Source organism: Pseudomonas sp. BT76 TE3572 (genome assembly GCF_050435365.1).
In the GTDB taxonomy this organism is placed as follows: domain Bacteria; phylum Pseudomonadota; class Gammaproteobacteria; order Pseudomonadales; family Pseudomonadaceae; genus Aquipseudomonas; species Aquipseudomonas fluorescens_W.
The window spans coordinates 683,336-710,267 of the sequence record NZ_JBNDKE010000001.1 but is presented as its reverse complement, the minus strand read 5'-3'; the positions used below and the strand labels follow the sequence as shown (position 1 = coordinate 710,267).

Below are 26,932 nucleotides of genomic sequence, written 5' to 3'. Positions count from 1 at the left end.
GCGTTGACGCAAGACGTCAACGCCTCATGGCTTTACCGGAGGGGCCCGTTAAAGTCCGCAGGCAAAGCGACTGGCTTGACGAGTACCGCATCCTCCGGCAGCAAATAGCCCTCCTTTATTGCCTGTTGTTTGGCGGCTTTGAAACGACTCGCATAATTTGCATAACTGCCATACAACGCCTTCAGCCGCTGCGCAGAATACGGCACCTTCGTGTCGTAGGCCGAACCGCAGCCGGTCTCCTGGTCGGTCATGTAAGTGGCGCTTGGCACCTTGATCCACGGCGGACGCACACCACCCAGCATGTTGCCGGTCTGCGGGTCGCGGGCAACCCCCTTTCCGTCGCGATCGACCCGTGCAGCCTTGGGCATCGGCGTGCCTTCACGCACCCAGCGATCCATCGCGTCCAGGATCGCGGACACGACTGTCTCCACTGGCTCGTCATAAAGGGACTGGCATTGCGGATCGTTGCGCTTGTCACCGTCAGCCGGATGCGGCTCTGTCCCGTCGGTGCCCTGATCGGCGAGACGAAGGTGTGGCATGCCCGCGACTTCGTAGTAGCGCAACTTCGGCTGGTCAGTATCGTGCGGTAGCGCGATTTCCTGACTTGCATCGTGCACCACTTCGGTCTGACTGTAGACAGTCACGAACGGAGCATCCTCGGGCATTTTCCGCGGAACCCTGAGAACCTCGCCACCCAGGTCGCCATACACAACGTGCCCCATCATATAGGCGTCGATCAGCGGCTGCCCGTCAGGCATGCGCCACTGCTGGTGACGCCCCTGGTCGAGATAATCGAGCCAGAGTTGCCCGTTGATTGCCCAGGTATTGACATAGATGCGCTTGACCTCTAGCCCCTGTGTGGGACCGCTCTCGAGGTTGGACTTGAACAGCAAGGCGAGTTGCGCGGCAATGCCTTGCGACTGCGGCGGGTACTGATCGGGGCCGCTGCCGCGCCGAAAACGGTCGCTGTCGTAGTAGCTGCCGAGCGGTGCGTAGCGCTTGTAGTCGTAGCGCCGCATGAAATCCAGATTCAAGTTACGGGGCTCAGGATCCCAATCCAGTGTCTTGGGATCGTTCGCGGGTCTGTTGATGCTGAGTGTGTAGCCGGCGAATGCGTAGCCCTTGCGCATCAGGTAGTCGCGGGTGAGGATCCAGCCCGCGCTGCGTTCGCCCATCCAACTGAACGGTTCCATCACGACAGTGCCGTTGAATCGTCCAGGGTCTTTGGGTTTGCGGATGAGGAAGCGTGTCACATAGGGAGCGTCGAACAATTGTTCGCCAGAAGCGGTGATCGCTGGCGCGAGCCCCAGCATGTAGTATTCCTCCTCTACATACCCGAACCTCTCGAGGTCGACATACTCTGTGCCGTGCCTTGAGGCGGACGCAAGAGGCAACCGGCCGCTCGAAGGCACTAAAGCTATTAGAGGCATGGATGGCGTTTGCGCGCCGACGGCCTCCGCCGTCGTCAGAGCAAGGAAAGCCGCCAGGGTTAATGTAGGTAGCCAAACCTCGCGCATGGGGTTCACTTCCAGGCTCCGATGGTTTTCCCATTGGGCAACCGCAGCGCCTGGAGAGCTCCGCCCGTCTTCGTCTCGTCCTTCATCGGAGCGAGCTGCACGTCGACCTTGTCGCCCGGCTTGAGGGTATTGGCCATCCAGCCCTGGCGCATCAGAATGTTCGGGCCGCCGGCCTCGATCGCCCAGGTCTCGGTCTTGTCCCCGTTCTGCACATCGACGAACAACCAGACATGAGGATTTTTATACTGCACCTCACCCACCGTACCGCCAATCTCTACCAGCTTCGCCATGTCAAAGGCTGAGTAGGAGTGGTGGGCAAAAGCAGCAGGTGCTGACAAGCCCAAGAGCGCCAAGCTGAACAGCATGGGTTTGAAATTCACTTCGTATCTCCTTGATTACTGTTGTCCGCTCGGCTCACGTTGTGTCGCTTTGGAATCGTCGTGACTTCCGCTCCCGTCACGGGATCGATCGACTCGTTATTGTTGTCCTCGCAGACGTACTCCATGAATTCGACCCCCTTGGGCGCACGGCGAAAGGTCAGCGACGACCAATGCCATGGCTTGACCAACGCATCCGGGTCTTCGACCATGCCGTCCACTTGCAGCAGACCTTTGTCGTTGATGAAGATCCGCTCCTTGATGATCATGCGGGGGCCATGGCCGAGCGCGTCGTCGGCGAGCCCATACTCGCTCAACGTGGTCTCCTGCCGAATGTTGGTGGTCTCGACGACCAACACATTTCCCTCCCACCGTGCGACCGAATAGCCCTCAAACGTCGGGGGCGCTTCCTCGGGATTGGGGGGCGTGCGCCCATCGAGGTAAATGCGACGGGTCTCTCGCAGGAACTCCTGCGCCCAGTTGATCTGCGTCGGCGTCTGCATGATCTCTACCGCGTAGGGCCCAATCATATTCGTCGGCATGCCCAGCACCTTGCACGAGGTCTTGAACTCGCTGCCAACTGCGGCCAGGGCCTCAGTCCGCTTGTTGAAGCTCTCGAGGTACACACCCTTGAGTTCCGGCGTGGTGCCGAACGGAGGGCCGATATTGGTATCGGGGTTATCGGCACCGGTGCTGTTGACGAGCGGGTCCACGGAACTCCCCACCGGCATCCAGAGCCCGCTGATGTCGGGCGATCCAACCTTCGGTTTGGCCGCACTGGATGTCTCACCAGGCGTTGCGGCGATTGCGAACGACGGATACGCGGGTGCAGCCAGGACGGCCAGCAGCGCGATGACAGCGTGAGAAAGAGGGATCGTTTTCATAGGCATGGCCTGCATCTACTCCGTTAATTGTTTCTACGAGTGGCAGTGCCTGGCATCCCGGAAGTCGCCAGCCCTTTGAAGTGCATGACGGCCGGTGCCAGGAGTGTGGGTGTCGTTAATTCCATGGGGACGAGACTCAACCCCTCTGTTGGGGAGGTATCTCGAATCAGCATTCACTCACTAGGATTGGCGGCGTAGACGGCTGGTCAGAACGCCATCCACACGATGAACTGGAAGTAAGTGTTGGTTGATGCACTCCCGCTCTGCAGGCCACCGTCCCCGAGCCACTTTTCGGGCTTGTAGAAGCCGACCAGAGGCGAGAGCGTGACGTTATCCGTCACCATCCAATCCAGGAAAAGGTCGACCTCGCGGGCAGAGAAGTCCTGCTCATGCGTACGGGAGAGCTGGTGGTAGTTGAAGGCCATTGCGTTAAGGGTCAATGTCTCGGTCGGCTTGACTGAGAGGAGTACGTCGTTGATCGACATGTTCGAGGTCACCGAACCGGCGTAATTCACGGCGACTTCACCCTGGTAGCGCTTGCGAAAACCACCCTGGAACAGAAAGTCGTAACCTTCGGAATAGCGCGAATATCGATAGCTCACCGTCGGTTGCCATTGGGTATCGGCGAAGGTGTAGCCGGCGTCGAAGAACATCGCCCGCTGTGACCCTGAACGTTTTTCCTGACGCACCACTTCGAACGCAAAGTCGGCATTCTCGATCCCGGCATTGCCCTGCCCACGAATGCTGTAGACGTTCATGCCCTTGCGCTCAAGCCGATCACCAAAGGCATATCGCTCGTCAACATCCAGGCCGTGCAAGTACGTCGAACCGATCGAGCCGACGGGCGTCGTGTAGTCGACGGTGGCGGCAGCCACTTCGGTCTTCGACTGCCCGGGGTTATCGGATTTGAGCCATATCAGGCTACCGTGAAGGCCCTCCTGGCCACCCAGTTTCAAGACTGCCGTATTCCCGAACGCCAACCGCGGGCCAAGGTAAAAGGCGCCGCCGCGATCGAACCGGCCATCCCTTACGCCCTCGATAGGGTTGAAGGCCTTCCCGGGGGCGAACCCGTCATCGGTGATCAGGAAGCCGTCCACCGTAACGACCTGGCGGCCAAAAGAGAAATCAACCCCGTCCTTGCCCAGTGCAGGAATCAGATCACCTGACTTCCAGCCCAGGTAGGCGTCTTCCACAGCCGTTCTTCTTTCATTCCCGGAGGTGATCCCACCCGCGTCCCCATCGCCAAATGACCCCGTGCTGATCCAGCTGAGTCCGCCATACATCGAACCGGCAGTGATCTTGTCTGTCGTGCCGTTGAGACCGTACTTGGCGAAGCCTTCTTGCCACCGCATCCTGCCGGGCTCCCTCTCAGGGTCGCCGATGTAGTTCTTCTCGCTGCCGAACCAGCCAAACGCCGCCGACAGGTCGGCGTTCAGGACCGTTGCACCATCGCCTTCGCTGTAGAGCTGGTAGGCGTGTGCCTGCGGCTCAAAAGTACAGAGTGCAACCAGCGAAAGTAATGGGGCGTAACTGAGGGTGCGCATGACGTCTCTCCTTTTTTTTATATTTGTGAGGCGAGCCATGAGTGTTCCGGCTTGCGTCGCGCAAGCGGTAACCCAAATCAGCACTTTCAAGGGGCTGGCCGCCGATCCCTTCGCGCGATACCTCCCCCACTGCAAAACATCCTCAGTGCCTTGAATGGTTGCCGTTTTGGGCTACGGCCTCTGAACGCACTCCCCCTATGCTGGGCCCATAAGAACCATAAGAACCGAGGCACCTGTCATGACCCTTTTGTCACCCTCCCCGCTGTTACGTCAGGGGCTTTGTCTTCTGACCCTCTTCGCCTGCAGTGCCCTGGCACCTATTGCCAGCGCTCACCATTCGTTCGCCCTTTTTGACCAGACCCAGACGGTCTCGATCAAGGGTGTCGTCGAGCGCTTTGCCTGGACCAATCCTCACATCACGATTTACGTCGATACACCCGGCCCACCGGCCCAGCGATTCAAGATCGAAACAGGCAGTGTCAATGCGTTGCAGCGCACTGGCTGGAGCGCTGAGTCGATCAAGGCCGGCGAGAGTGCCGAGGTGTCCTTCAAACCGTTGAAAAACGGTGAGCCAGGAGGGCTGCTCGTGGAGATCAAAATCGGTGACGTCGTGCTCACGGGCGGCGGATGAGAAATCCTTCCCTGGCTACATGACGACCTAATCGAACAGTCCAGACCAGCAGCGTGGAGACGTTTCAATGAAACCGACACGAACCTTGAACACGGCAATGATCTTCGTGGGCATCGCCCTCGTGACTGTCGCCGGGATGTGCAACGCGGCAACACCTTCCAAACCTCTAAACGACAAACACAGCGTCAGCACACGCCCCGACATCAGCGGCACCTGGGAAAGAACCCCGGACGACTGGTTCGGTGAGAACCCGGACGACCCGGTGCACCCTGGCGGACCGATGGACCTTAAGGCGTCCTATGCCGACGAATACGTCGCGCTGAAGAAGAAAGAAGCCGTGGCGAACGAGGCCGGAACACCGTTGGCCACAACGAGCTCCAGATGCCTGCCTGAGGGCATGCCAACGTTGATGGCGGCGCTCTTCCCGATCCAGATCATTCACGACGACAAGCAAGTGATCGTCCTCGGTGAGTATCTCCAGCAGGTACGCCGGATTCTCTTGAACGAAGCGATGCCTGCGAAAGAGAAACTGGACCCTACCTATCAAGGCCATTCGCGCGGCCACTGGGAAGGCGACACGCTCGTCGTGGAGACACAACGCGTGCGAACGGACGTGCGCTTCTACGACGTTCCGCACGGTCCGGACATGAAGATCACGGAACGCATGCGACTAAAGGGGCCGGATCACTTGGAAAACCAGGTCGTGATCGAGGACCCGCAGGTACTCAAGACCCCGTATCGCTTCACGTTCGAATACAAGCGATCCAGCTACGCCATTCAAGAGTACGTCTGCGAGAACAACCAGATCGTGATCGACAAAGAGGGCAAGGCATCCCTCAGCCTCGAGTGAACCCCTCATCAATAGCCACCTGGAGCTGATCGAATGGAAAGACCGACAACCATCAGCATCCTGCGGCCGACGCTGCAAAGCGCCCTGCTGTTGCTGATCCTCACGTCGAACACATTCGCCGAGGTGCCCCGCATGCCCACGGCCATCGCGGTGCCGCCCTCCGGCAAGCTACCGCTTTCGTCGGCGAAACGCCCAGGCACCGAATACAGCGACCTCGACAAGTACGGCTACATCGAGGAGGAGTACTACCTGCAAGGCGTCGCCCCGGCGATTAACGCCTCGGGCAAAACCCTGTTGGAGGCGCCTTACACCACACGCATTCTGGTGCGCAAACCGGCTGACCCCGCGCGCTTCAATGGCACGGTGGTGATCGAGCCGTTCAGTTGGTTCGGCGAACGCGCCGCGGGATGGATCCTGACCCGCGACTATTTGCTGCGTCGCGGCTACGCGTACGTCGGGTACACGCTGAATGTGAACAAGCCGCCAGTCGATCCCAAGTTCATCTCGCAGACCCCGGCTGCCGAGGCCGAGCAGATCGCTCAGTACGGGCGGATCGTGAACTTCGAGTTTATGCGCCGCTTCGACTTTGCACGCTACGCGCCACTGGCCAGCTATTACGACCCGGAACACTTCACCCGCGGTGAAGGTCCCGATCCGTTCGCTCCACAGTCCCAGGGCATCGGGGCGCAACTGGCGTTGCTGCTGAAAACCAATGCAGCGCAAAGCCCGTTGGCAGATCTCGACGTTAAACGCGTCTACGTCAATAGCTGGGCCGTGACCGCGCAAGTCTGGATGGACTACCTCGACCAGGGCCGGCACCAGCAATGGCGTATGCCCGACGCAAGGCCGCTGATCGATGCCTACATGACTGGCCGCATGGCCTACGGAGAGGTGGGCGGCGACGTCATCCGGCTGCCGCGCCAGACGCCCGACGGCGCGCCGTTCGTGACCGTCTACAGCCAGTCCGAACTGATGCATGACGTGATCGAAGGCATCGACCTGCCACCGGACACCGACAGCCCGCAGGTTCGCTACTACGAAGTGACCGGCATGCCACATCTGCGGCTGGCTGACCTCGGAACGGAGCATACCGAACTGTTCGCTGCCGACATCGGCAAGGGCGACGACCCACGGTGCCGGACGCTGTACGACGAACCGGCGGAGCTGGTCGTCTCCTCGCTTCTGGATCGCATGGACCAATGGGTACGCGCGGGCAAACCCATGCCGAATGCTCCGCGGGTCGTCCGCGATGGCAAGACCGCCGCGCGCGACCCCGCTACCGGCAACCTGCAAGGGGGCGTACGCCCGCCGTGGATCCAGGTGCCCAGTGCGACCTACCTCACTGATCAGGAGACCGGCTGCGGCCTGATCTACGACACCAAGGTGCCTTACTCCAAGGACGAGCTTCGCCAGCGTTATGGAAGCTTCAGCAACTACGAACAGAAATTCGAAGACGCCAAAACCCTTTCGATCAAGGAAGGCTACCTACTGCCAGAAGATGCGGCGGGCCTGCGTTCGATCGCAACGCCTCAAGACTTCTAACCCTTTGGGAAGAACAGCAAATGTCATCATCACTCATCATTGCCTGGATCTATGCGTCACCTTTGAGCACAGCCATCCGGGACATTCTCTGGGTCATACCCACCGTCCAGAGCATTCATATCCTCGCTATCACAGTGCTCTTCGGCTCTGCGGTCATCTCCGATCTTCGGCTGGCGGGTGTGTTCGCCACGGACGAGCCCTTGCGTGGCGTCGTTCGCCGTTACTACCCGTGGATGCGCAATGCGCTCCTCGTCCTGCTCTTCACGGGGTTGATCATGATCATCGCCGAGCCTGATCGCGTACTCGTCAACTCGACCTTCTGGCTGAAGATGGCCCTGGTCGTGAGTGCGTTCACCCTGACCTTGCTTTTACGGCGCCCCCTTCTGCGCCCTGCCGATGATGCACAACCTGATGGCAAGCCCCCTCTCGTCAAGGCGTTGGCCTGGCTGTCGATCGGCTTGTGGTGCGTCGTGATCATCTGTGGTCGCTGGATCGCCTACGCGATCTAAGCGTTTTCAACGAAAGCTCTGAGGTATTCGCCATGGACATTCAACCAACACTACAAGCCCTCCAGGACACCTCTGTCGCCACCTTCATCCGAGAGTCGGGCTCCGCCTTTCCCACCCTTGAGTCGGTGCATGTGATCGGCATCGCCCTGGTGTTCGGGACCATCGCCGTCGTGGATTTGCGTCTGCTCGGCGTTGCCTCCCATCGCCGCAGCGCGCTACGGCTGATAAAAGATTTGCTGCCGTTCACCTGGGTCGCTTTCGTGGCTTGCGTGATTACCGGTCTGCTCATGTTCGTCGCCAACGCCACGACCTATGCCGAGAACACCGCATTCTTGTGCAAGATGGGCGTGTTACTGCTGGCGGGGCTCAACATGGGGATCTTCCATTTGGGCGTCTTTCGCCGCATTGCCGAATGGGACACAACGCTAACGCCTCCCAGCCAGGCGCGTGTCGCGGGGTTCAGTTCGTTGGCATTGTGGGCAGGCGTGGTGTTCCTCGGCCGCTGGATCGCGTTTCTCTGATGGCTCGCCTATCGCCGCGTCGCGCATCCAGTGCAGATATGCCCAGCGATCACACAAAGGTGGTGCGCCCGGTATCCGGCCGATGGGAATCGCTGGCACTGTTGCTTGCGGCCCTGGCAGTCATCGCCAGCGTGGCAGGCTATATAACGCTGCGCCCCGAGAAAGTCGGCCCACCGATAACCTTGAGCTGGCAGGTGCGTTCCTTCGATGGCCTGGGTGCGGTCGATCAGGCGATTCATAGTGCTCTGCTGCCAGCCGGTGAAGAAATCATCTGGTTCAACAACGATACCGGCGGCTGGATCACGCTGGAGCGTGCCCAGATAATTTTTCTACCGCCCTTCTACCGCGACGCCTTCTGGAAGACCAATGGCGAGGTGCACTGGCAATTGATTCTGCCCGGCACCCACCAGCCCCATGCCGCTTCCGGCGACGAGCACGTCGACGCGCCTGTCACCCCGCCGGACCAGACCGCCAACAAGGTGTCGCAAGCCACGCAGGGCCAGGGCGCTACGGTCTACTACGGCTCCGGCGGCCGCGCGCCGGGCCAGAGCGCCTACCTGCTCGTCATCGGTCACGCACATGCCGGTGTCATGTGGGCCAACCAAGCGACGATCTGGGTCCACCGCGACCCGAACGCGCCCTACCCTGGCATCGTCAAGCCCGAATCGCTGGTCGGCGATGGCTGGCGCCAGGTCATCCCTTACAACGGTGCCAGCGAAGTCGAACGCGTAAAAGGAACTCAGCCATGACCGTTTCTACGAAACACCGCGCACTGTGGCGCCGATGCATCGCGCTATTGCTGCTGATACCCGCCATCGCACTCGCAGGCACCACACCCTCTTCGGGCAAGAAGCTCAAAATCGGCGTCACACTGCATCCCTACTACAGCTTCGTGGCAAACATCGTCGGTGATCGGGCGGAAGTCGTTGCGCTCATCCCGGCGGAGGCGAATCCGCACAACTACCAGCCGCAGCCCGATGACATCACCCGCGCGATGAATATCGATGTTCTGGTGGTCAACGGCATCGGACACGATGAATGGGCCTTCCAGATCATCAAGGCCGCCGGCCGCGGGGCGACTCTGCCGATCATCCAGGCCAATGCCTCGGTTGCGCTCATTCCAATCGGCGGCGGCCAGGACGGCGCCAAGGTGGTCAATCCGCATACCTTCGTATCGACCACGGCAGCGATACAACAGGTCTTCGAGATCACTCGTCGGTTGGGGGAACTGGACCCGGACAACGCTGCGGTGTATCGACAAAACGCCCTGGCGTATGCCGCGCGTATCCGGGCGCTACGGGCCGGCTTCATGACCCGCTTCGCCGCGCTGGATTTGTCTAAGTTCCGGTGCGCGACAACGCACGCGGGCTACGACTACATGATGCAGGAGTTCGGCCTGTTCGTGAGCGCCGTGATTGAGCCGCGACACGGCGTCGCGCCGACTGCACGCCAGTTGGCCAACACCATCGACGCTATCAAGAAGGCCAATGTACGTGTGCTTTTCGCCGAGAAGAATTTCTCCCTCGACCTGGCCAAGCCTATCGAGGCAGCCACCGGCGTGAAGGTGTTCGCGCTGTCTCACATCACCGGCAATACCTACAGCCCGGACGAATTCGAGGTAGCAATGCGCGAAAACCTAGAGACCTTGGCCGAAGCCGTTGAATTTACGCAGCGATGAACGCGATGAAGGAGGAACAAGCGATGCGCGGCCCCGCCATTGTGTTCGATAACGTCTCCCTGCAACTGGGAGGTACGCAAGTGCTCGACAAAGTGAGCTTCCGGGTAGAAGCCGGTGCGCTGCACTGCCTGGTAGGCCCGAACGGCGGCGGCAAGACTTCACTGGTGCGTGCGTTGCTGGGTCAGATGCCGCATTCGGGGACAGTCCGGTTCGAGGGCGAGGTCACGACACCCATGGGGTATGTCCCGCAATTGCCGGACTTCGACCGCAACGTGCCGATGACGGTCAACGACATCATGGCCCTTCTCGGTCAACGCAGGCCGGCCTTCCTCGGCTCAAGCCGATCCGTCAAGGCGGCAAATGCCGAGGCCCTGGAACGTACCGGCGTGGCCGGAATGGGCGCAAAACCCTTTGGCAGCCTGTCCGGTGGCCAGCGTCAGCGAGTGCTGCTGGCGCAGGCAATCAGCCCGGCGCCCTGGCTGCTGATCCTCGACGAACCGACCGCCGGCATCGACGAACCGGGTGTGCGACTGGTCGAGGCGCTGGTGGCCGAGCTGAACGGCCGCGGCGTCACCATCCTCTGGATCAACCATGACCTGGAACAAGTCAGGCGCATCGCGCAATCGGTGACCGTTATCAACCGGCGGGTGCTGTTCCATGGTTCGCCCGACCAGGTCGCCTACCCCCTGGAGGCTACCCAATGAGCGCCCTGTACGAACTGATTCGCAACCAGCTCCAGGCGCTCGCCGCGAGTGGCATCCTGCCGCAACCGTTCGAGTACGAGTTTGTGATCAATGCGCTGCTCTGCGCGGTGCTCATCGGGCCGCTGCTGGGCGTGCTGGGCTCGATGGTGATGATCAAGCGCATGGCGTTCTTCAGTCAGGCCGTCGGCAATGCGGCGATGACCGGCGTTGCCATTGGCGTGCTGATCGGCGAGTCCTACACCTCCCCCTACTTCTCAATGTTCGGCTTCTGCCTGCTGTTCGCCCTGACGCTGAAGTACACGCAGCACCGCACCACGCTGGCCAATGACACGCTGATCGGCGTGTTCTTGTCCATCTCGCTGGCGGTCGGGGCCTCGTTGCTGCTGTTCGTGTCGGCGAAGATCAACACGCACGTAATGGAAAGCGTGCTGTTCGGTTCCATCCTGGCGGTCGACTACACCGACATGAACGTGCTGCTGGTGGTAACGGCGACGTGTGCTCTGCTCGGACTGCCGATGTACAACGGCATGCTGTTGGCCAGCCTCAATCCGAGCCTGGCGCATGCTCGCGGCGTGCGAGTGCGAAGCGTCGAGTACCTGTTTGTCGTACTGGTCACCCTGGTGACGGTAGCCTGCCTGAAAATCATCGGCGCAGTGCTCGTCGAAGCCCTTCTGCTCATACCGGCCGCGGCAGCACGCAACATCAGCCATTCGCTCCCGGGGCTGGTCGTGCGCGCCATCCTGATCGCGACCTTTTCCTGCGTGGTCGGCATCCTGGCACCCATGCAATTCCATATCCCCGTACCGACAGGCGGCGCCATCGTGATCGTCGCCGCTTTGGTGTTCGTCGTCACCACCGTCATCCGCGCTACCGGGTCCCGGTTCAGAGGTGCCCGCGTATGAAATGGTTTTGGATGCTGGTACTGCTGCTGGGCAATCCGCTTTCTGCCTTCGCGGATACCGGCGGGCAGCAGGTGCTGGTCGCACTGCCGGCGGTGTATGCGCTCACCTCGACGCTCAGCGACGGCACGACCCTCAAGGTCGTCCGCCTTCCGGCAGACGCAGCCGTGCCCATGGAGAGCCAGGCCAACGCGCTATCGCGCCTGGTGCCCGCCGTGTTCCAGCAGGCCACCGCCGTGGTGACCCTGGGCAACCTCTGGCGCGCGGATCCGCTTTACACCACGGCACGTCGCCACAATCTGCGAATCGTCGAGATCGATGCCTCGCACTCATGGGACACCGTCAAGCCCGGTGTGGCCGTGGCCCGCGTGCCATCGAACGACGTTCCCTGGGCAACCGAACGCGACGTCGATGGCGGACTGTCGCCGTACGCCTGGCTCGGCCCCGTCAACGCCATGCGCATGTCGGCGATTATCGCTACCGACCTGGCACGCCTGTCCCCTTCCGATGCGCCTCGGATAGAGCACAACCTCGCCGCACTCGACGGCCGATTGCGCCAGCTCAAGGCCAACTACGGTGCCCGGCTGCTGGCAGTGCCGGATCTGCGCGTGCTGTCGCTGGCCGATGAGTTCACCTACCTGTTCGGCGAGTTCGGGATTTTTGTCGACGGCTGGTTCGTCCGACAGGACATCGACTGGAGCGACGCCGACTGCACCGCACTGACCCGATACCTGCGCGAGCGTGACATCCACGTGGTGGTCCACAAGTGGGCACCGGACGCCAGGATCGCCAAGGCCATCGAGGACGGCGGCGCACGGTTGTTGATACTGGATGCCGGCAACCCGGGAATGCTCGCCGACGCGGCCAACGGGTACGAAGCACTCCTGAGTTCGAACCTGGATGCCTTGCTGACGGCCTTCGCGCCACCTGGCCCCAATACGAGCGGCGATCACAAATCGCCGCTCCAATGATCAACCTCGACCGTGGAGTTCGAAGACCTTATGAAACCCCTACTGATCGCAGGCGCCCTGTTGTTCTGCCAGGCAGCCTTCGCCCATGGCCCCGTCTTCGACTGCTACATCGAGAGCGATGACCTGGTGAAGTGCGAGGCGGGTTACACCGACGGCAGTTCGGCCGCCGGCAGAAAAATCCATGTCCAGGACACCAGCAACAAGGTGTTGCTCGAAGGAAGCGTCGACAAAGACAACAGCTACACCTTCCAGCCCCCCGCCGGAAAATACTCCGTTGTGTTCATGGGCGGAGACAACCATCAAGCCACGATTCAGTCATCCGACATTTCAAGGTGAAATCGACCATGCCGATCAAACGACGACTGCTCCAGGCACTTGCCGCCGTGACATTAGGCTGCCTGACAGGCGCAGCACAGGCCCATTTCCAGATGCTCTACGTCGAGGAAACGGCGCTGCCGCGTGCAGATAAACTGGAGTTCGCGCTGGTGTTCACGCATCCCTTCTCCGGCGGCCCCACCATGACCATGGATGAACCTCGCGCCTTCAGCCACATCAGCTCGCACGGCGGGGAAAAAATCGATCTGCGCAAATACTTGCGGCCTGTCCAGTGGCAGAGTCGCGATAACCAAACGACTGCCTATCGTGCGTCGATTCCACGGGAGCTGGTGCGCTCACTGGGTGACCATATCTTCGTACTCGAACCCGAGCCCTACCTGGAAACCGAGGAAGATGCCTACATCCAACAGTTCACCAAGCTGATCGTGAATGTGGGCGGAGTACCCGGCAACTGGGCAGAACCACAAGGGTTGCCGGTTGAGATCCAGCCACTCAGCAAGCCTTATGCAAACTGGACGGGCGGAGTGTTCCGCGCCGTGGTGCTGGCCGATGGCAAGCCCGTTCCGTTCGCCGAGATCGAGATCGAATACATCAACCATTCCGTCGATATCGATAAAGACGCCTTCGGCCAGCAAGACTATGTAACGGCACCTCAAGCTTCATTCAAAGCCCTTAGCACGTACTCGGACGCTCAGGGCATCGTGACCATCGGCCTGCCCCGCGCCGGCTGGTGGGGCATTGCAGCGCTCGACATCGGAACAACAAAAACCCATAAGGGCAAACCTCTGTCGCAAGACGCCGTGCTGTGGGTGCAGGCCAGAGACATGAAATGACACAAGCCCCCCAGGGGGCCCAGGTGCTGGAACCGAGTAATGACCTCAAAAACCCATCGTGATTGAGTTTTATATCCGAACGCTGGCAAAAGTAGATTCGTTGCGAGCCTGGCCGAGCGCTGACATCGGGCCGGACAACGGTGACAGTATCAGGGCTTGCGGCAGCGGGATCATTGCCACTTGTTGTGTGGTGTTGGAACCCACACGCTCATCGCGTGGCGGAATACCGTAGTACTCGCGGTAGCACTTGGAGAAGTGCGGTGTGGATACGAAGCCACACACCGACGCCACTTCGATGATCGACATGGGTGTTTGCTTGAGCAGTTGCCGGGCGCGGATCAGGCGCAGTTTCAGGTAATAGCGCGACGGTGAGCAGTGCAGGTATTTCTGAAACAGCCGCTCCAGCTGACGCCGCGACACGGCGACAAAAACTGCCAGTTCGTCGAGGTCGATCGGCTCTTCGAGGTTGGCGTCCATCAGCGCCACGATTTCCTGCAACTTCGGCTGGTTGGTGCCCAGCATGTGCTTGAGCGGCACGCGCTGGTGGTCCTGCTCGTTGCGGATTCGTTCGTAGACGAACATCTCCGAAATCGCCGCCGACAGCTCACGGCCATGATCACGGCTGATCAAGTGCAGCATCATGTCCAGTGGTGCAGTGCCACCGGAGCTGGTGTACCGGTTACGGTCCAGGGTGAACAGTCGCGTACTGATGACCACCCGCGGGAAGGCTTCCTGCATGGACGCCAGAAATTCCCAGTGCACACTGCAATCGAAACCGTCGAGCAGACCGGCGCACGCCAGGGCCCAGCTACCGGTGCAGACCGCACCGAGACGGCGGGACTGGCGCGCCTGACTCTGTAGCCACGACACGTGCGCGCGGGTGACGGTGCGTTGAATACCGACACCGCCGCAGACAAAAATGGTGTCCATGGCAGGCGCGTTGTGCATCGAGGCGTCAGGTGTGATCTTTAAGCCGTCGCTGGCCAGAACCTGGTTTCCGTCGGCAGTGAGGGTCGTCCAGCGATACAGCTCTCGACCAGACAACTGGTTAGCCATACGCAAGGGTTCCACCGCGGAAGCCAGAGAAATCAGCGTGAAATTGTCCAGCAGCAAAAAGCCGATGGATTGAGGCGCACGGTTCTGGGGCTTCGACCCGGAGTTGAAAGTCGTCATTGCAGTATCTCCTCACATCAAGCGGGTGTTGGCCTCAGGCGCAGGCTCTTCTTATTGCCCGTCTGAATACCCGGGCTATGTGTAGTGACAGTGCAAAAGTCACGCCGCCGCTCAATAGACTTTCAATAAATTCAAAAACGACACGACGATGCCTCTATCTGGGGGGTCGCAAGGTCGAAGGTCAAAAGCTAAATGGGTTGATCTGGTGCATCCACTTATAAGCAGCGAGCAATTTTGTAGCAGTGATGGGAAGGATGCCTGGAAACGACAACTTACTTGTCACCGACACACACAGGTCGGTTCTTGAACATCCCGAACGCAGTTCACAACAACCTTGTGTCACAACGAAAAAACCCGGAAACATTTCTGTTTCCGGGTTATCCGTTGATCGTCTCGAGTGATCATTGATCACCCGGATTGTTCAGGACTTGAGAAATTTGATACTGGCGAATGTTGACTCATCACGTGCCTGATCCAGCAAGCTCATCGGACTTGCCAATGACGATGCCTGGGCAATCGGTCTTGCGTTCACTTGCCGTTGCGTTTGCGTCACCAAGCGCTCATCGCTGGGTGGAATACCGAAACACTCGCGATAGCATTTTGAGAAATGTGGCGTGGACACAAAGCCGCACACCACCGACAACTCAACAATCGAAATCGGCGTTTGCTTGAGCAACTGACGCGCGCGGATCAGACGCAGTTTGAGGTAATAACGCGATGGTGAGGAATGCAGGTATTTCTGGAACAACCGCTCAAGCTGTCGACGGGACAAGTCGACATAATTTGCCAGTTCATCGAGGCTGAGTGGCTCTTCCAGATTGGCCTCCATCAGCGCGACGATTTCCTGCAACTTCGGTTGTTGAGTACCCAACATATGCTTAAGAGGCACTCGCTGGTGGTCCTGCTCGTTGCGGATTCGCTCATAGACAAACATGTCGGAGATGGCCGCTGACAGTTCATCACCGTGATCGCGACTGATCAGGTGCAGCATCATGTCCATTGGCGCGGTTCCGCCGGAGCTGGTGAAACGGTCGCGGTCGAGGGTGAATAAACTGGAGCTGAGGTTCACTCGCGGAAAAGCTTCCTGCATGGCCGCCAGAAATTCCCAGTGCACGCTGCAATCGAAGCCATCGAGCAAGCCTGCCTGGGCCAAGGCCCAACTGCCTGTGCAAACGCCCCCGATCCGCTTCGAGCGGCGTGCCTGGGTTCGCAACCAGGTAATGTGCTCACGGGTCACAGCACTTTGAATGCCAATGCCTCCGCAGACAATCACGGTATCAAGCATCGGCGCACTATTGATCGACGCATCCGGAGTGATCGGCATGCCGTCGCTGGCCCAGACTTGCTCGCCCCCCAAACTGAAAGTGTGCCAACGATACAACTCTTGACCGGTCAACTGATTGGCCATTCGCAGTGGCTCTACAGCAGACGCCAGAGAGATCAACGTGAATTGGTCCAGCAGCAAAAAGCCAATGGTTTGGAGAGGAACGGCCCTGGAGGTGTCGTATGCCATCGAAGATTACTCTCGCAGTGAGCGGTAATGGCTGCTATGCACTTTCCGCCGACACCACCCTCTGCGGCTGCCCATGATTGCGCGTCGTCACAAGGCCGATAAAGGAAATCACCAACGCCAGGACGATGGTCGAAGAAACCTCCATGCGGTGCTCGGGCGTCACCATCATCACCGCCAACGCCGCGCTGATGAAGACGATGACAAACCAGGTGAGCCACGGAAACAACCACATCTTGAAGGTCAGCGTGACGTTCTGCCGATGCAGAATCTTGCGCATGCGCAATTGCGACACGGCGATAACCAGGTACACCAGCAACGCAATGGCGCCGGAGCTGGCGAGCAGAAACTGGAATAAACCGGCGGGCATGAAGTAGCTGAACAAGGTCACACCGGCACCCAGTACGGTGCTGGCGATCACTGCCGCCCGGGGCACGCCCGCCGACGACGTTACCTTCAGCGGTTTCGGTGCATCACCGCGCTTGCCCAGCGAAAACAACATGCGCGAGGAAATATAAATCGACGAGTTCATGCAGCTGGCCACGGCAATCAACACCACTATGTCCACCAGCAACTTGGCGTGCGGAATGTTCATCAGCTCCAGTGCCCGCTGATAAGAGCCCACGGACGCCAGCAACGGATCATTCCAGGGCACCACGGAAATGACCACGAAAATGGACAGCAAATAGAACACCCCGATGCGCCAGATCACCGAGCGCGTGGCTTTGGCGATGTTCTGCGCAGGGTTGCTGGATTCGGCGGCTGCAATGGTCACCGCTTCCGTACCGATGAAGCTGAACATGATGGTGATGAACGCGCCTACAACCGCTGACAAACCATTGGGCGCAAACCCGCCATGCTCTTCCATGAGTCGGCTTAACCCGCTGGCCTCCCGCTCGGGAATCCAGCCCATCAGCACCGCAGACCCAAGGCCGATAAACCCGATGATCGCCACGACCTTGGCCATCGCAAACCAGAATTCGAACTCGCCGTATTTGGACACACTGAACAGGTTGGTCACGACCAACAGAACGATCGACAGCAAGGCAAACAACCAGGTATCAATCTGTGGGAACCATTGGTTCAACACATGGCCAGCCGCGAGCGCCTCGATCGGAATCACCAGCACCCAGAACCACCAATAAAGCCAGCCGATGGTGAAGCCTGCCCAACGCCCGATCGCCTGATCGGCATAGGTGGAAAAAGATCCGGTGTCCGGGTTGGCAACCGCCATTTCACCCAACATACGCATCACCAGAACGACCAATAGGCCCGAGAACAGATAAGCCAGCAATACCGCCGGACCGGCCGCAGCAATGGCATGACCTGAGCCAACAAATAAACCTGCGCCAATAATCCCCGCGATAGAAAGCATTGTGACGTGCCGTGGCTTGAAACCCTGTGCCAACTGACCGTTCGAATCTTTGGAGTTCAGGCTATTCATTGTTTTTTTTGTTCTCTGGTGATCGACGTTAGAGCGTGATGACTGAGGGTCAGGGGATCATCACTTCTTCCTGTTGCCCCTTATCGAAAGCCGTCAACCTCAACGCTTTCGAGCATTCCCCATCCGTCTTCGCAACTGCGCACTGACATGAAATGACACGCCACCTTACGCGTCCGGTCTTCCACGCAAGTAGCCTGAGCGCGCCATGCGTGAGTCTGATCTCGACATGCGCCCGTGCGTAGGGTCTCTGATGGAAGAAGGTTAGCCAGGTCGTCGACCAGCCTTTTGAGCGCTATAACGCCGCGCCGATAGGGTTCGCTGGGGTTGGCGCCCACACGGGGCGAAAGATCGCATCGCCCTATCCTGTGGAGCCATGTGATTGCAGCTAGCGTCCGAACGCCAGCTTCAGTTCACTCGGTTGCGCCCGCTGCGCTTGGCTTGATAGAGCGCATCATCGGCACGAGTCAGAAGGCTTTCCACATCGTCACCCGCTTTGGCGAGGGCGACACCAAAGGACGCAGTAACAGTGTCCAGCACCTCATCCGTGCCACGAACCTTGATCCGCAGTGCCTGAATTTTCAGGCGCAGCTGCTCAGCAAACGTATGAGCACTGGTGAGATCAAAACACTCGTGCAGGACTACACAGAATTCTTCACCCCCATAGCGTGCCGCCAGGGCCTGAGGCGGGATTGAGCTCCGTAACATCTGACCAACATGCTCAAGTACGCGATCACCCAAAGGATGGCCATACCGGTCATTGAACTGCTTGAAATGATCGACATCCAACATGACCAATGCCACCCCCTGAGGAGCGTTGATCAAGGCATGCTCCAGCAAGCGAGTGAAGGTAGCCCGGTTCAACACCTTAGTCAGACCATCCACAGAGGCAGCCAGTTGGGCTCGCTCGAGCTTGTCTCTCAGACGCTTGATTTCATTTTGCGCTGAGTGCAACTGGGACAGGAAAAGCTCTTGCTGATCCTGCATGACCTGGGTGCTCTGTTGCAGCTCGCTCAGAATGGCGGGCAACCTCTGGTCAACCGGCTCCGCGAGCATTTCCATGCAATGGCCAAGGCTGGCTTGAAAGCTGGAACTGCCATTCACGCTACGCGAGACATTACGCTCCATGTCGTCAACCAGATCGATCGCTTGTTGTTGCCCTGCGCGCGCTTCCTCCAATTCGTCACGAATGATGTAGTCGCGAAAAAGCTTCGTAGCGGATTCTGGAGGGAAACAGTCAAAGTCTTTGACCACCCTGTCCAGATGGCGATTAAGCTCTGGCTCCTGACCTTTGCTGTAGGTGTACCAGAGCGCATAGTGAACGGGATTGGGTGGAATGTTGTGACGCACCATCAGTGGTACGGCCTGCTTCAGCAAAGCCGCCGCCTCGCGGGAATCCTCTGGATACAGCGCTAGGGCAGTCGCACGCGTCTCTGATTGGCTCATAACGTCACTGTGGTTGGTTTTTATTGGCATGTATGAAGTCGGCGGCAGCATATCCTTACAGACGCCCAGCAGCCATACATAACAACGCGCCCTTGACTCAGGCATACAAACCAAGAGACGTCACCGAGACCGATCACGCGAGCTTTATGGCTCCGCCCTGGATATCGTCACGCGCCATTCGCAAGTCAATAGCGTCCTGGTTGAGTCGGTGAATCATGTTGAGCAACCGTTGGCGTAGCACTTCGTCCTTTAGCTGCTCTGCTGCGCGCATCATATCGAGCGCCGCTACCTCATTGTTATTGGCAACGGAGTCGAGCAGTTTGCGCATGCTTCTTAATGGTCGATTCATCTCCAGCTCCCTGGATTTCAGTGACGCGAATCATATGGCCTGAATGTTTCGTCAGTATTTCAGTTGCACGAACCGTGCTTGAATCACCGGCTGCGGCTCAGATCCGTCAGCTACACTCATTCGGTACATTTGTGCACCGAGACTTCGACCATGGCGACCAAAACCGCAATCGTATTCGCTGGCGGCGGCAGTCTGGGTGCGGTGCAGGTGGGTATGTTGCGGGCCCTGGTTGAGGCCCATGTTCGATGCGATATGGTGGTTGGCGCTTCGGTAGGCGCTATCAACGGTGCCTACTTTGCCGCAAGGCCCGATTCCGATGGCGTCGAGGCGCTCGCCGGGTTCTGGCGGGGGCTGTGTAAAAATGACATCTTTCCCCTCTCCTGGCTCGATACCTGTAGAGGACTGATCAAACGGCGGGGCTTTCTGTTGCAGCCGGCGGCCTTGCACCGATTGCTGGGTCAGGCACTGCCCATTCATCGCATTGAGGAGGCGGTGCTGCCCCTGTACATCGTCACCACCGACCTGCTCAGTGGTGCCGAGACCGTTCTTTCCAGTGGCGAACTCGAGCAGGCGTTACTGGCCAGCGCTGCCATTCCGCTGGTGTTCCCCTGCGTACAAATCGCCGATCAGTTCCTGGTTGACGGCGGCGTGGCAAGCAATACACCTATTTCGACGGCCGTAGCCTTGGGAGCCACCAACGTCGTGGTCATCCCCACCGGCGTGAGTTGCGCCCTGACACAACCGCCCCGGGGCCTGGTCGCCTTAGCCCTGCACACCGTCAATCTGATGAGCATGCGTCAACTGGTGAGCGACATCGAACACTTCCGCACGCTCACCAGCCTGCACATCGTCCCGCCCTTGTGCCCTGTGGATGTCTCGGTGTTCAACTTTGACCAGACCGAGTCTTTGCTGCAGCGCGCCTATGAGCAGACCCTCCGGTGGCTGGAACATGGGGGGCTCGAACGCACCAAAGTGCCTGGTGCCCTGACTATCCATTCACATGCCCATGAGCATTGAGTGATGTGAATTACCGATAAAAGAGACACTCGGCACTCAGTGCAATACCTTATTTAACCCGTGCTATTTCAATAACCGAATCCAGGGACTGACGTTTTGGAAAAATCACGATCCGGAAGCGCAAAATCAGATCGAGCCGCAACAGCCCAAGGGCGCCAAAGTTCGTGGCGCACGCTCGTTTTGCCAAGCAGCATTTTGCTAACCGGGATCGTGCTTTCCGTAACCCTTGGCACCTTGCAAGTTCGAGAGGAATCACACGAAGCGAAAGCCCAGGTCATTTCCCAATTAGCTAACGTGCGGGAACATCTTGAGAGCGAAATACGCTCTACCTTTGATGTGACAGAGGGTATCGCACAGCTACTGACGCTGGATGGAGGAATTACTGCTGAGCACTTCGATGGAATGTCGAAGCAAGCCATGGCATCACAACCCCATATCCACCACATCGCGCTTGCTCCCGACGATGTGGTGCGCAACGTCTTTCCCCTCAAGGGAAACGAGGGAGTCTTAGGCTTGGATTACCGCAAAATACCCACTCAATATGGCGCGGTTTTACGGTCTCACGAAACAAAAGCCCCACTTTTGGCCGGGCCTGTTGAGTTGGTTCAAGGAGGTAGAGCTTTCATCCATCGGCGCCCGGTCTTTGTCGGCGAATCTGGAGGTGAAGGCCAGTATTGGGGCAACGCTTCTGTCGTTGCCGATGTGGACCAGCTACTCGACGCTGGCGGGATGAATCAAGCGACCAGTCTGCAGGTAGCCCTGCGCGGTGAAGATGGGTCGGGTGCCAACGGGGGGATGATTTTTGGCGACTCTCAGATTTTTCAGAAAGACGCGATAACCACTGCTGTCGACGTGCCTGGTGGCACCTGGCAACTTGCCGCATTACCTATAAATGGATGGCCGGCCAGCCCCCTCGTAAAATCCCCTCTCTTTCTTTTTGCCCTCACCTGCACCGGATTTTTTACCTATTTCGCTGCACAGCTCAGCAAAAGCCATAGGGTGATCCGTCAACGTCATACCGAACTGACTAAAGAAATCGAAGAGCGCCAGGCCGCTGAATTATCTCTGATGCAAAGTGAGGCTCGCTTCCGTGCCCTTTTCGAACGTTCACCCGATCCAATCTGCATCCTGGGTCGAGGAGGCATTTGTACCGAGGCGAACGCTGCGGCAATAAAGGTCTTCGGTTTTCAGGATTTGGCGTCGCTCCATAGGGTCAAGGCAACCGACATCTCGCCTAAATTGCAGGGCGATGGCCAGGCAACGGAGATCAAAGCTCAAGCCATGCTGGAAACGGCTCTGGAAAACGGCGTTCATCGCTTCGAGTGGCTGCACAAGCGAGCTGACGGGACTGTCTTTCCTGCCGAGATAACACTCTGCACGGTGACCCTGTCAGGCAAGCCTATGATTTACGCGGTGGTACGCGACATTTCCGATCGGAAAGAAGCGGAGGAAGCGTTACTTACCCAAAAAGCACTCCTGCTGGATATCGTCGATAACGCCCCCTCTCTCATTTACGTCTATGACACCGAAGGAAAACTCCGGCTCTGTAACCACATGTTTGAACAGGCTGCCGGCTTTACCTTTGAAGAGATGGAAGGCAAGTTGCGTGAAGATCACCTACCTGTTGAAGAAGCCAGGATCCTGCGCAAAAACGATAAAAAGGTCCTTTCGACCGGGGGTATTCTTCGCTTTGAGGATCAGCTCAAAAAAAATGGAAAGACACACACCTACTTGACAACCAAGTGCGTACTAAGAGGCGCTGATGGGCAACCCACAGGGATCTTGGGGATTTCCACAGACATTACGGGAATCAAACAAAACACCGAGCAACTTCGTCTCGCAGGCATCGTATTGGATCACACGGCTGACGGCGTGATCATCACTAACGCACGTGGCCACATACTGTCTGTTAACGCGGCCTTTACCAAAATCACAGGATTTAATGCAGAAGAGTCGATAGGGCTCAAGCCCAGCATTCTGATGACCGAAAAACAAGACAACGCGTTTTACCGCAACATACTTAAAAGCCTGAAAGTGACCGGCTTTTGGCGTGGGGAACTCTGGAATCGAAGAAAAGATGGAGAAATGTACCCTGAATGGCTGACCATCAACACCGTCCACAACGATGCGGGAAAACTGACTCATTACGTGGCGGTGTTTTCTGACATTTCAGCCATCAATCAATCGCAGTCTGATCTTGAACGCATGTCGCATTACGATCCAGTGACAGCATTACCTAACAGATCGCTGTTCCATGAAAGGTTGCAGCACTCGCTTGACCTGTCGTTGAGTTACAACCAAGCGCTGGCCGTGGTTGTATTGGATCTTGATGGCTTTAAAACGGTAAACGACAGTCTGGGCCATTCAATGGGGGACTTGCTTCTACAGCAGGCAGCGACTCGATTCCTGTCGTGTGTGCGATCAGAGGATACTGTTTCTCGTCTAGGGGGCGACGAGTTTGCTTTGATTCTGAATAACCTGACTGACCCCACGGATGCCATCATCATTGCGAAGAAGCTCCTCCTGTCCCTTCAGGAGCCTTTCGACTTAAAGGGGGTTTCGACCCTTCTGACTGCCAGCATTGGAATTTCGGTGGCGCCTCATGATGCTGAAACGCCTGAGCAGCTTCTCAGGCAAGCCGATACGGCGATGTATGGCGCTAAAGAAAGCGGACGTAATGACTATCGCTTCTACCAGCCTGAAATGACCTTGCGAGCTCAAGAAAGAATGAACAGTGAGCGCTTCTTGAGAAGAGCGGTGCTTAATCACGAGTTCGAAGTCTGGTACCAACCAAAAATCAATCTCTTGAACAATGAAGTCGCAGGAGCAGAAGCGCTCGTTCGCTGGCGCGACCCAATTCATGGGTTGGTATCCCCCGCCGATTTTATTCCCTTGGCGGAAAGTACGGGATTGATCATTCAAATTGGCGAACACGTTATCGACAGGGTGTGCAGCGATATCAGGCGGTGGACTGACCTTGGCATCCTGCACGGGGTCATCGCGGTAAACGTAGCGGCCTTACAAATTGATCGAAGTGACTATGTCGAAACACTCAGGAGCGCGCTGGAAGAATATGACCTGCCTGCAACTGTCTTAGAGGTGGAAGTGACTGAAAGCTTGATGATGGCGAGCCCGGAGCATTCCAGAGAGGTCTTGAGCACACTACAAAGCCTTGGGATAACAACGGCCATTGATGATTTCGGTACGGGATATTCATCCTTGGCTTACCTCAAACTATTACCCATCAATAGCCTGAAAATTGATCGATCCTTTATTTCTGACTTACCCGCTGACAAAAGTGATGTCGCCATCACCAAGACGATCGTGGCGCTAGGACATGCTCTTGGCTTCAAAATCATTGCAGAAGGTGTAGAGACAATCGAACAAAACACTTTTCTGAAGGAAATAGGATGCGACCAGGGACAAGGTTATCTTTATGGACGTCCGATGCCGGCAGCAGATTTCGAATCCTGGTTAAATAATCATTTAACGTCGTGACCTTTTACCTGCGAACTCGCCTTCCGTTCCCGGTCAATTGCAGCGTGCCACGCATCACCGAACGCCTTCCCCGCCCTGACCAGATCCATAACCTGGGTGGTAGCGGCTTTGAGTTCCGAGCACGCCTGTTGAAGGTCGTCTTTGAACTTTTCAGTATTCATCCCAGCCCTCCTGGGTGAATCGCCATCAGGTGATCACCCGACGCACTGCCCCATCCGAAGGCACAAGGATTCGCCACTGACTGCCGCTCGTCAGCCTTCAGCGATCATCGTGCTTCTACTGGCCATTTCAGTGCGTAGCTCCCCGAGCAGATTCGCTATTGCGCGACTGGAAGTCAGCCCCTCTGTCGTGACCGCTGTGACCACTAGCTCAACTTGGCCGTTCGACGGATCGAACACCTTGATCATGAGCGATCCATCAGGATTGGTTGTGCAGGTGCAGGAAAGAGGCAGAAAGCCACACTCAATAATGTGGCGAAGTTCAAGCGCGGAGATCATGACTTACGTCCTCACGAGTCACAGTTGTTAGAAATCTGCTTATAAATATAGGCGAGCTCAGTAATGCCTGCCAAATCAAGACCTCAATCGGTTAGATCCAGCTTTTATCAATACTCCATACGTCTATAACGCGTGACCAGATACCTGCGACTATTTACACTGCCGAAGACGCCAAAAATGCCTTTGGCCCGCCCGGGAATACACGCATGGACCTCCAGCATCGCAACAACGTAAAAGTGATGGGCGACGGTCCGGCGACATTGATCTTCTCTCACGGCTTCGGCTGCGATCAGACCATGTGGCGGTATCTCGTCGACCACTTCACCGGGCGTTTCAAGGTCGTGTTGTATGACCTGGTGGGTGCGGGCCAGTCGAACCTCGGCGCGTACGACAAAACGAAATATGACGCACTGGCCGGGTACGCCCAAGACCTTGGCGAAATCATCGAACAGTTCGCCTCCGGCCCGGTGATTCTCGTCGGCCACTCCGTCAGCGCCATGATCGGCGCACTGACGGATCGCCAGGTCCCCGGCAGAATCGCCGCCCACGTGATGATCGGTCCTTCGCCCTGCTACATCGATTCCAACGACTACGTGGGCGGATTCAAACTCGAAGACATCCACTCACTGCTCGACACCCTCGACAGCAACTATCTTGGCTGGTCCAGCACCATGGCCCCGGTCATCATGGGCGCGCCCGGGCAACCGGCGCTGGGCGAAGAACTCACCAACAGCTTCTGCCGCACCGAACCCGAGATCGCCAAGCAATTCGCACGGGTCACGTTCATGTCGGACAACCGCAAAGACGTCACGGGCCTGACCACGCCAACCCTGATTCTGCAATCCACCGACGACCTCATCGCCCCCGTCGCCGTGGGTGAATACCTGCACGCCGTACTCCCCAACAGCACGTTATGCCTGGTGGCCAACGTCGGACATTGCCCCCACATGAGCGCGCCAAGTGCCTGCTCCGAAGCCATGGACAGCTTCCTGTCGCCGTGGGTGCGCACTCATGTCGACTGATGCACCGTCGCTGCCCGACCCGCAGACGCTGTTCGAGGAAGCGCCTTGCGGATTGGTGGTGACAAAAGAGGACGGCACGATCCTGCGGGCCAACCTGACGTTCAGTCACTGGATTGGCTTCAGCCAGCCAGAGCTGTGCGGTAAGCGTTTTCAAGAACTGCTGACCATGGGCGGACGCATTTTTCATCAAACTCACTGGGCGCCGCTGATGAAGATGCAAGGCTCCGTGGCCGAGGTGAAACTCGATCTGGTCCACCGGGACAAACGCACCGTCACCATGCTGCTCAACGGCGTAAGACGCGAACACGCCAGCGGTTCGTTTTATGAATTGGCACTGTTCGGCACCACTGACCGTGACAAGTACGAGCGCGAACTGGTAAAGGCCCGAAAAGTTGCCGAAGACCTGCTGCGGGAAAAAACCGCCACCGAAACCGCGCTCCAGAACGCCCAGGACGAACTGAAATCAGCCTACGAAATAGCCCAGCGCCGCGCGTCGTTTGCCGAACAAATGGTCGCCATCGTCAGCCACGACCTGAAAAATCCGCTGACCGCGATCAAGATGGCCTCCGACATTCTCGCCCGAGGCGAACGCACCGCTAAAGAAACCCGAATGCTCGGCCACATCAGTCAGTCGGCCGACCGCGCCGAGCGCATGATCGCCGACCTTCTAGACTTTACATTGGCCAAAGTCGGCAGCGGCATCGCGATATCCCCCTCTACTGTGGATTTGCACAAGGTCGTCAGCCAGAGTGTCGGCGAACTGCGCATCGCGTTTCCCAAAGCCACCCTGCTCCACAACGCCATCGGCGCCGGCCGCACGTATCTGGATGCGGATCGCGTGCAGCAGATCATTGGGAATCTGGTCGCCAATAGCGTGGCCTATGGCGACTTGCAACAGCCGATCACGATTACCTCTCGCCAAGAAGAGTACGAAGCCAGTGTGTCCGTCCACAACCAGGGACCGGTCATCCCTCAATCGCTAAAAGCCATCCTCTTCGAGCCTATGACTCGGGGCACCGAGACTGACAGCGACGCGCGCAGTGTCGGGCTTGGATTATTCATTGTTCGAGAAATCGCCAAGGCTCACGAAGGACACGTGTCGGTCGACTCGAGCATAGAGAGCGGTACTACGTTCGATGTCCACTTTCCAGCGATTGACGCTGACCGTGAATGACATTGGCGG

27 protein-coding genes are annotated in these 26,932 nt (G+C 58.1%); 16 read left to right on the top strand and 11 right to left on the bottom strand.

What is annotated here, in order from left to right; genetic code table 11:
- Window positions 1–32 precede the first annotated feature (32 nt).
- The 4 genes from ABH912_RS03305 to ABH912_RS03290 all read right to left on the bottom strand — a co-directional run bounded on the left by ABH912_RS03305 (window position 33) and on the right by ABH912_RS03290 (window position 4,322).
- A complete protein-coding gene (locus ABH912_RS03305) occupies window positions 33–1,517 on the bottom strand; it encodes an alpha/beta hydrolase domain-containing protein (RefSeq protein ID WP_429509611.1) in 1,485 nt (494 codons plus the stop codon).
- Between the two features lie 5 nt (window positions 1,518–1,522).
- Window positions 1,523–1,897 carry a DUF6152 family protein gene (locus tag ABH912_RS03300; RefSeq protein WP_429509610.1) on the bottom strand — a complete coding sequence of 125 codons (375 nt, stop codon included), beginning with the start codon at window positions 1,895–1,897 and terminating at the stop codon, window positions 1,523–1,525.
- Window positions 1,894–2,778 (bottom strand): hypothetical protein, encoded by an 885-nt coding sequence (locus tag ABH912_RS03295; RefSeq protein ID WP_429509609.1) that lies wholly within the window; start codon window positions 2,776–2,778, stop codon window positions 1,894–1,896. The genes ABH912_RS03300 and ABH912_RS03295 overlap by 4 nt, the downstream gene beginning before the upstream one ends.
- 206 nt (window positions 2,779–2,984) lie before the next feature.
- On the bottom strand, window positions 2,985–4,322 hold the full coding sequence (locus ABH912_RS03290) for a hypothetical protein (protein WP_033062002.1): 1,338 nt from the start codon (window positions 4,320–4,322) through the stop codon (window positions 2,985–2,987).
- 238 nt (window positions 4,323–4,560) lie between these two features.
- Here ABH912_RS03290 and ABH912_RS03285 point away from each other — a divergent pair, with 238 nt between their 5' ends.
- The 12 genes from ABH912_RS03285 (at window position 4,561) to ABH912_RS03230 (ending at window position 13,796) form a co-directional block, all read left to right on the top strand.
- A complete protein-coding gene (locus tag ABH912_RS03285) occupies window positions 4,561–4,953 on the top strand; it encodes a DUF6152 family protein (protein ID WP_033062001.1) in 393 nt (130 codons plus the stop codon).
- A 67-nt stretch (window positions 4,954–5,020) separates the two neighbouring features.
- Window positions 5,021–5,803, top strand: a complete 783-nt coding sequence (locus ABH912_RS03280; RefSeq protein ID WP_033061999.1) for a hypothetical protein — start codon at window positions 5,021–5,023, stop codon at window positions 5,801–5,803.
- A 33-nt stretch (window positions 5,804–5,836) separates the two neighbouring features.
- Window positions 5,837–7,345 carry an alpha/beta hydrolase domain-containing protein gene (locus ABH912_RS03275; protein WP_429509608.1) on the top strand — a complete coding sequence of 503 codons (1,509 nt, stop codon included), beginning with the start codon at window positions 5,837–5,839 and terminating at the stop codon, window positions 7,343–7,345.
- A gap of 20 nt (window positions 7,346–7,365) precedes the next feature.
- Window positions 7,366–7,854 carry a DUF6644 family protein gene (locus tag ABH912_RS03270; protein ID WP_033061998.1) on the top strand — a complete coding sequence of 163 codons (489 nt, stop codon included), beginning with the start codon at window positions 7,366–7,368 and terminating at the stop codon, window positions 7,852–7,854.
- A gap of 32 nt (window positions 7,855–7,886) precedes the next feature.
- Entirely contained in the window at window positions 7,887–8,375 is a 489-nt protein-coding gene (locus ABH912_RS03265; protein ID WP_033061997.1) for a DUF6644 family protein, read from the top strand.
- Window positions 8,376–8,413: 38 nt separating this feature from the next.
- Window positions 8,414–9,124 (top strand): DUF6162 family protein, encoded by a 711-nt coding sequence (locus tag ABH912_RS03260; RefSeq protein WP_033061996.1) that lies wholly within the window; start codon window positions 8,414–8,416, stop codon window positions 9,122–9,124.
- Window positions 9,121–10,053, top strand: a complete 933-nt coding sequence (locus ABH912_RS03255) for a metal ABC transporter solute-binding protein, Zn/Mn family (protein WP_033061995.1) — start codon at window positions 9,121–9,123, stop codon at window positions 10,051–10,053. Before ABH912_RS03260 ends, ABH912_RS03255 begins: the two co-directional genes overlap by 4 nt.
- Complete coding sequence (locus ABH912_RS03250; RefSeq protein WP_033061994.1) at window positions 10,050–10,757, top strand: metal ABC transporter ATP-binding protein; 708 nt, start codon at window positions 10,050–10,052, stop codon at window positions 10,755–10,757. Before ABH912_RS03255 ends, ABH912_RS03250 begins: the two co-directional genes overlap by 4 nt.
- The gene (locus ABH912_RS03245; protein WP_033061993.1) at window positions 10,754–11,659 is read left to right on the top strand and encodes a metal ABC transporter permease; all 906 of its coding nucleotides are present in this window, start codon (window positions 10,754–10,756) and stop codon (window positions 11,657–11,659) included. The genes ABH912_RS03250 and ABH912_RS03245 overlap by 4 nt, the downstream gene beginning before the upstream one ends.
- Entirely contained in the window at window positions 11,656–12,627 is a 972-nt protein-coding gene (locus tag ABH912_RS03240) for a metal ABC transporter solute-binding protein, Zn/Mn family (RefSeq protein ID WP_429509607.1), read from the top strand. The genes ABH912_RS03245 and ABH912_RS03240 overlap by 4 nt, the downstream gene beginning before the upstream one ends.
- Before the next feature lie 30 nt (window positions 12,628–12,657).
- Window positions 12,658–12,963 (top strand): hypothetical protein, encoded by a 306-nt coding sequence (locus ABH912_RS03235; protein WP_429509606.1) that lies wholly within the window; start codon window positions 12,658–12,660, stop codon window positions 12,961–12,963.
- 8 nt (window positions 12,964–12,971) lie between these two features.
- Window positions 12,972–13,796 (top strand): DUF4198 domain-containing protein, encoded by an 825-nt coding sequence (locus tag ABH912_RS03230; protein WP_429509605.1) that lies wholly within the window; start codon window positions 12,972–12,974, stop codon window positions 13,794–13,796.
- A 69-nt stretch (window positions 13,797–13,865) separates the two neighbouring features.
- Here the strand turns inward: ABH912_RS03230 and ABH912_RS03225 are convergent, their stop codons facing one another.
- From ABH912_RS03225 to ABH912_RS03205, 5 genes are all read right to left on the bottom strand, one after another.
- The gene (locus ABH912_RS03225; RefSeq protein ID WP_033061990.1) at window positions 13,866–14,969 is read right to left on the bottom strand and encodes a GlxA family transcriptional regulator; all 1,104 of its coding nucleotides are present in this window, start codon (window positions 14,967–14,969) and stop codon (window positions 13,866–13,868) included.
- A gap of 421 nt (window positions 14,970–15,390) precedes the next feature.
- A complete protein-coding gene (locus ABH912_RS03220) occupies window positions 15,391–16,482 on the bottom strand; it encodes a GlxA family transcriptional regulator (protein WP_429509604.1) in 1,092 nt (363 codons plus the stop codon).
- A gap of 34 nt (window positions 16,483–16,516) precedes the next feature.
- Window positions 16,517–17,923, bottom strand: a complete 1,407-nt coding sequence (gene gabP, locus ABH912_RS03215) for a GABA permease (RefSeq protein ID WP_429509603.1) — start codon at window positions 17,921–17,923, stop codon at window positions 16,517–16,519.
- A gap of 405 nt (window positions 17,924–18,328) precedes the next feature.
- A complete protein-coding gene (locus ABH912_RS03210; protein ID WP_033061986.1) occupies window positions 18,329–19,366 on the bottom strand; it encodes a GGDEF domain-containing protein in 1,038 nt (345 codons plus the stop codon).
- Between the two features lie 133 nt (window positions 19,367–19,499).
- On the bottom strand, window positions 19,500–19,715 hold the full coding sequence (locus tag ABH912_RS03205; RefSeq protein WP_033061985.1) for a hypothetical protein: 216 nt from the start codon (window positions 19,713–19,715) through the stop codon (window positions 19,500–19,502).
- A 150-nt stretch (window positions 19,716–19,865) separates the two neighbouring features.
- Here ABH912_RS03205 and ABH912_RS03200 point away from each other — a divergent pair, with 150 nt between their 5' ends.
- Together ABH912_RS03200 and ABH912_RS03195 are read left to right on the top strand one after the other, a co-directional pair.
- Window positions 19,866–20,732 (top strand): patatin-like phospholipase family protein, encoded by an 867-nt coding sequence (locus ABH912_RS03200; protein WP_033061984.1) that lies wholly within the window; start codon window positions 19,866–19,868, stop codon window positions 20,730–20,732.
- Between the two features lie 96 nt (window positions 20,733–20,828).
- Window positions 20,829–24,230 carry a bifunctional diguanylate cyclase/phosphodiesterase gene (locus ABH912_RS03195; RefSeq protein ID WP_429509602.1) on the top strand — a complete coding sequence of 1,134 codons (3,402 nt, stop codon included), beginning with the start codon at window positions 20,829–20,831 and terminating at the stop codon, window positions 24,228–24,230.
- On the opposite strand, the gene ABH912_RS03190 is transcribed toward ABH912_RS03195, so the two are convergent.
- Both ABH912_RS03190 and ABH912_RS03185 read right to left on the bottom strand, forming a co-directional pair.
- Window positions 24,215–24,391, bottom strand: coding sequence for a hypothetical protein (locus ABH912_RS03190; RefSeq protein ID WP_156363975.1), 177 nt, complete (start codon window positions 24,389–24,391; stop codon window positions 24,215–24,217). The two genes, ABH912_RS03195 and ABH912_RS03190, sit on opposite strands and share 16 nt — an antisense overlap.
- A gap of 90 nt (window positions 24,392–24,481) precedes the next feature.
- Entirely contained in the window at window positions 24,482–24,727 is a 246-nt protein-coding gene (locus tag ABH912_RS03185; protein WP_033061983.1) for a DUF1652 domain-containing protein, read from the bottom strand.
- Window positions 24,728–24,933: 206 nt separating this feature from the next.
- Between ABH912_RS03185 and ABH912_RS03180 the strand changes: the two genes are divergently transcribed.
- Together ABH912_RS03180 and ABH912_RS03175 are read left to right on the top strand one after the other, a co-directional pair.
- A complete protein-coding gene (locus ABH912_RS03180) occupies window positions 24,934–25,749 on the top strand; it encodes an alpha/beta fold hydrolase (RefSeq protein ID WP_429509601.1) in 816 nt (271 codons plus the stop codon).
- Entirely contained in the window at window positions 25,739–26,923 is a 1,185-nt protein-coding gene (locus ABH912_RS03175) for an ATP-binding protein (RefSeq protein WP_429509600.1), read from the top strand. The genes ABH912_RS03180 and ABH912_RS03175 overlap by 11 nt, the downstream gene beginning before the upstream one ends.
- The last annotated feature ends 9 nt before the right edge of the window (window positions 26,924–26,932 follow it).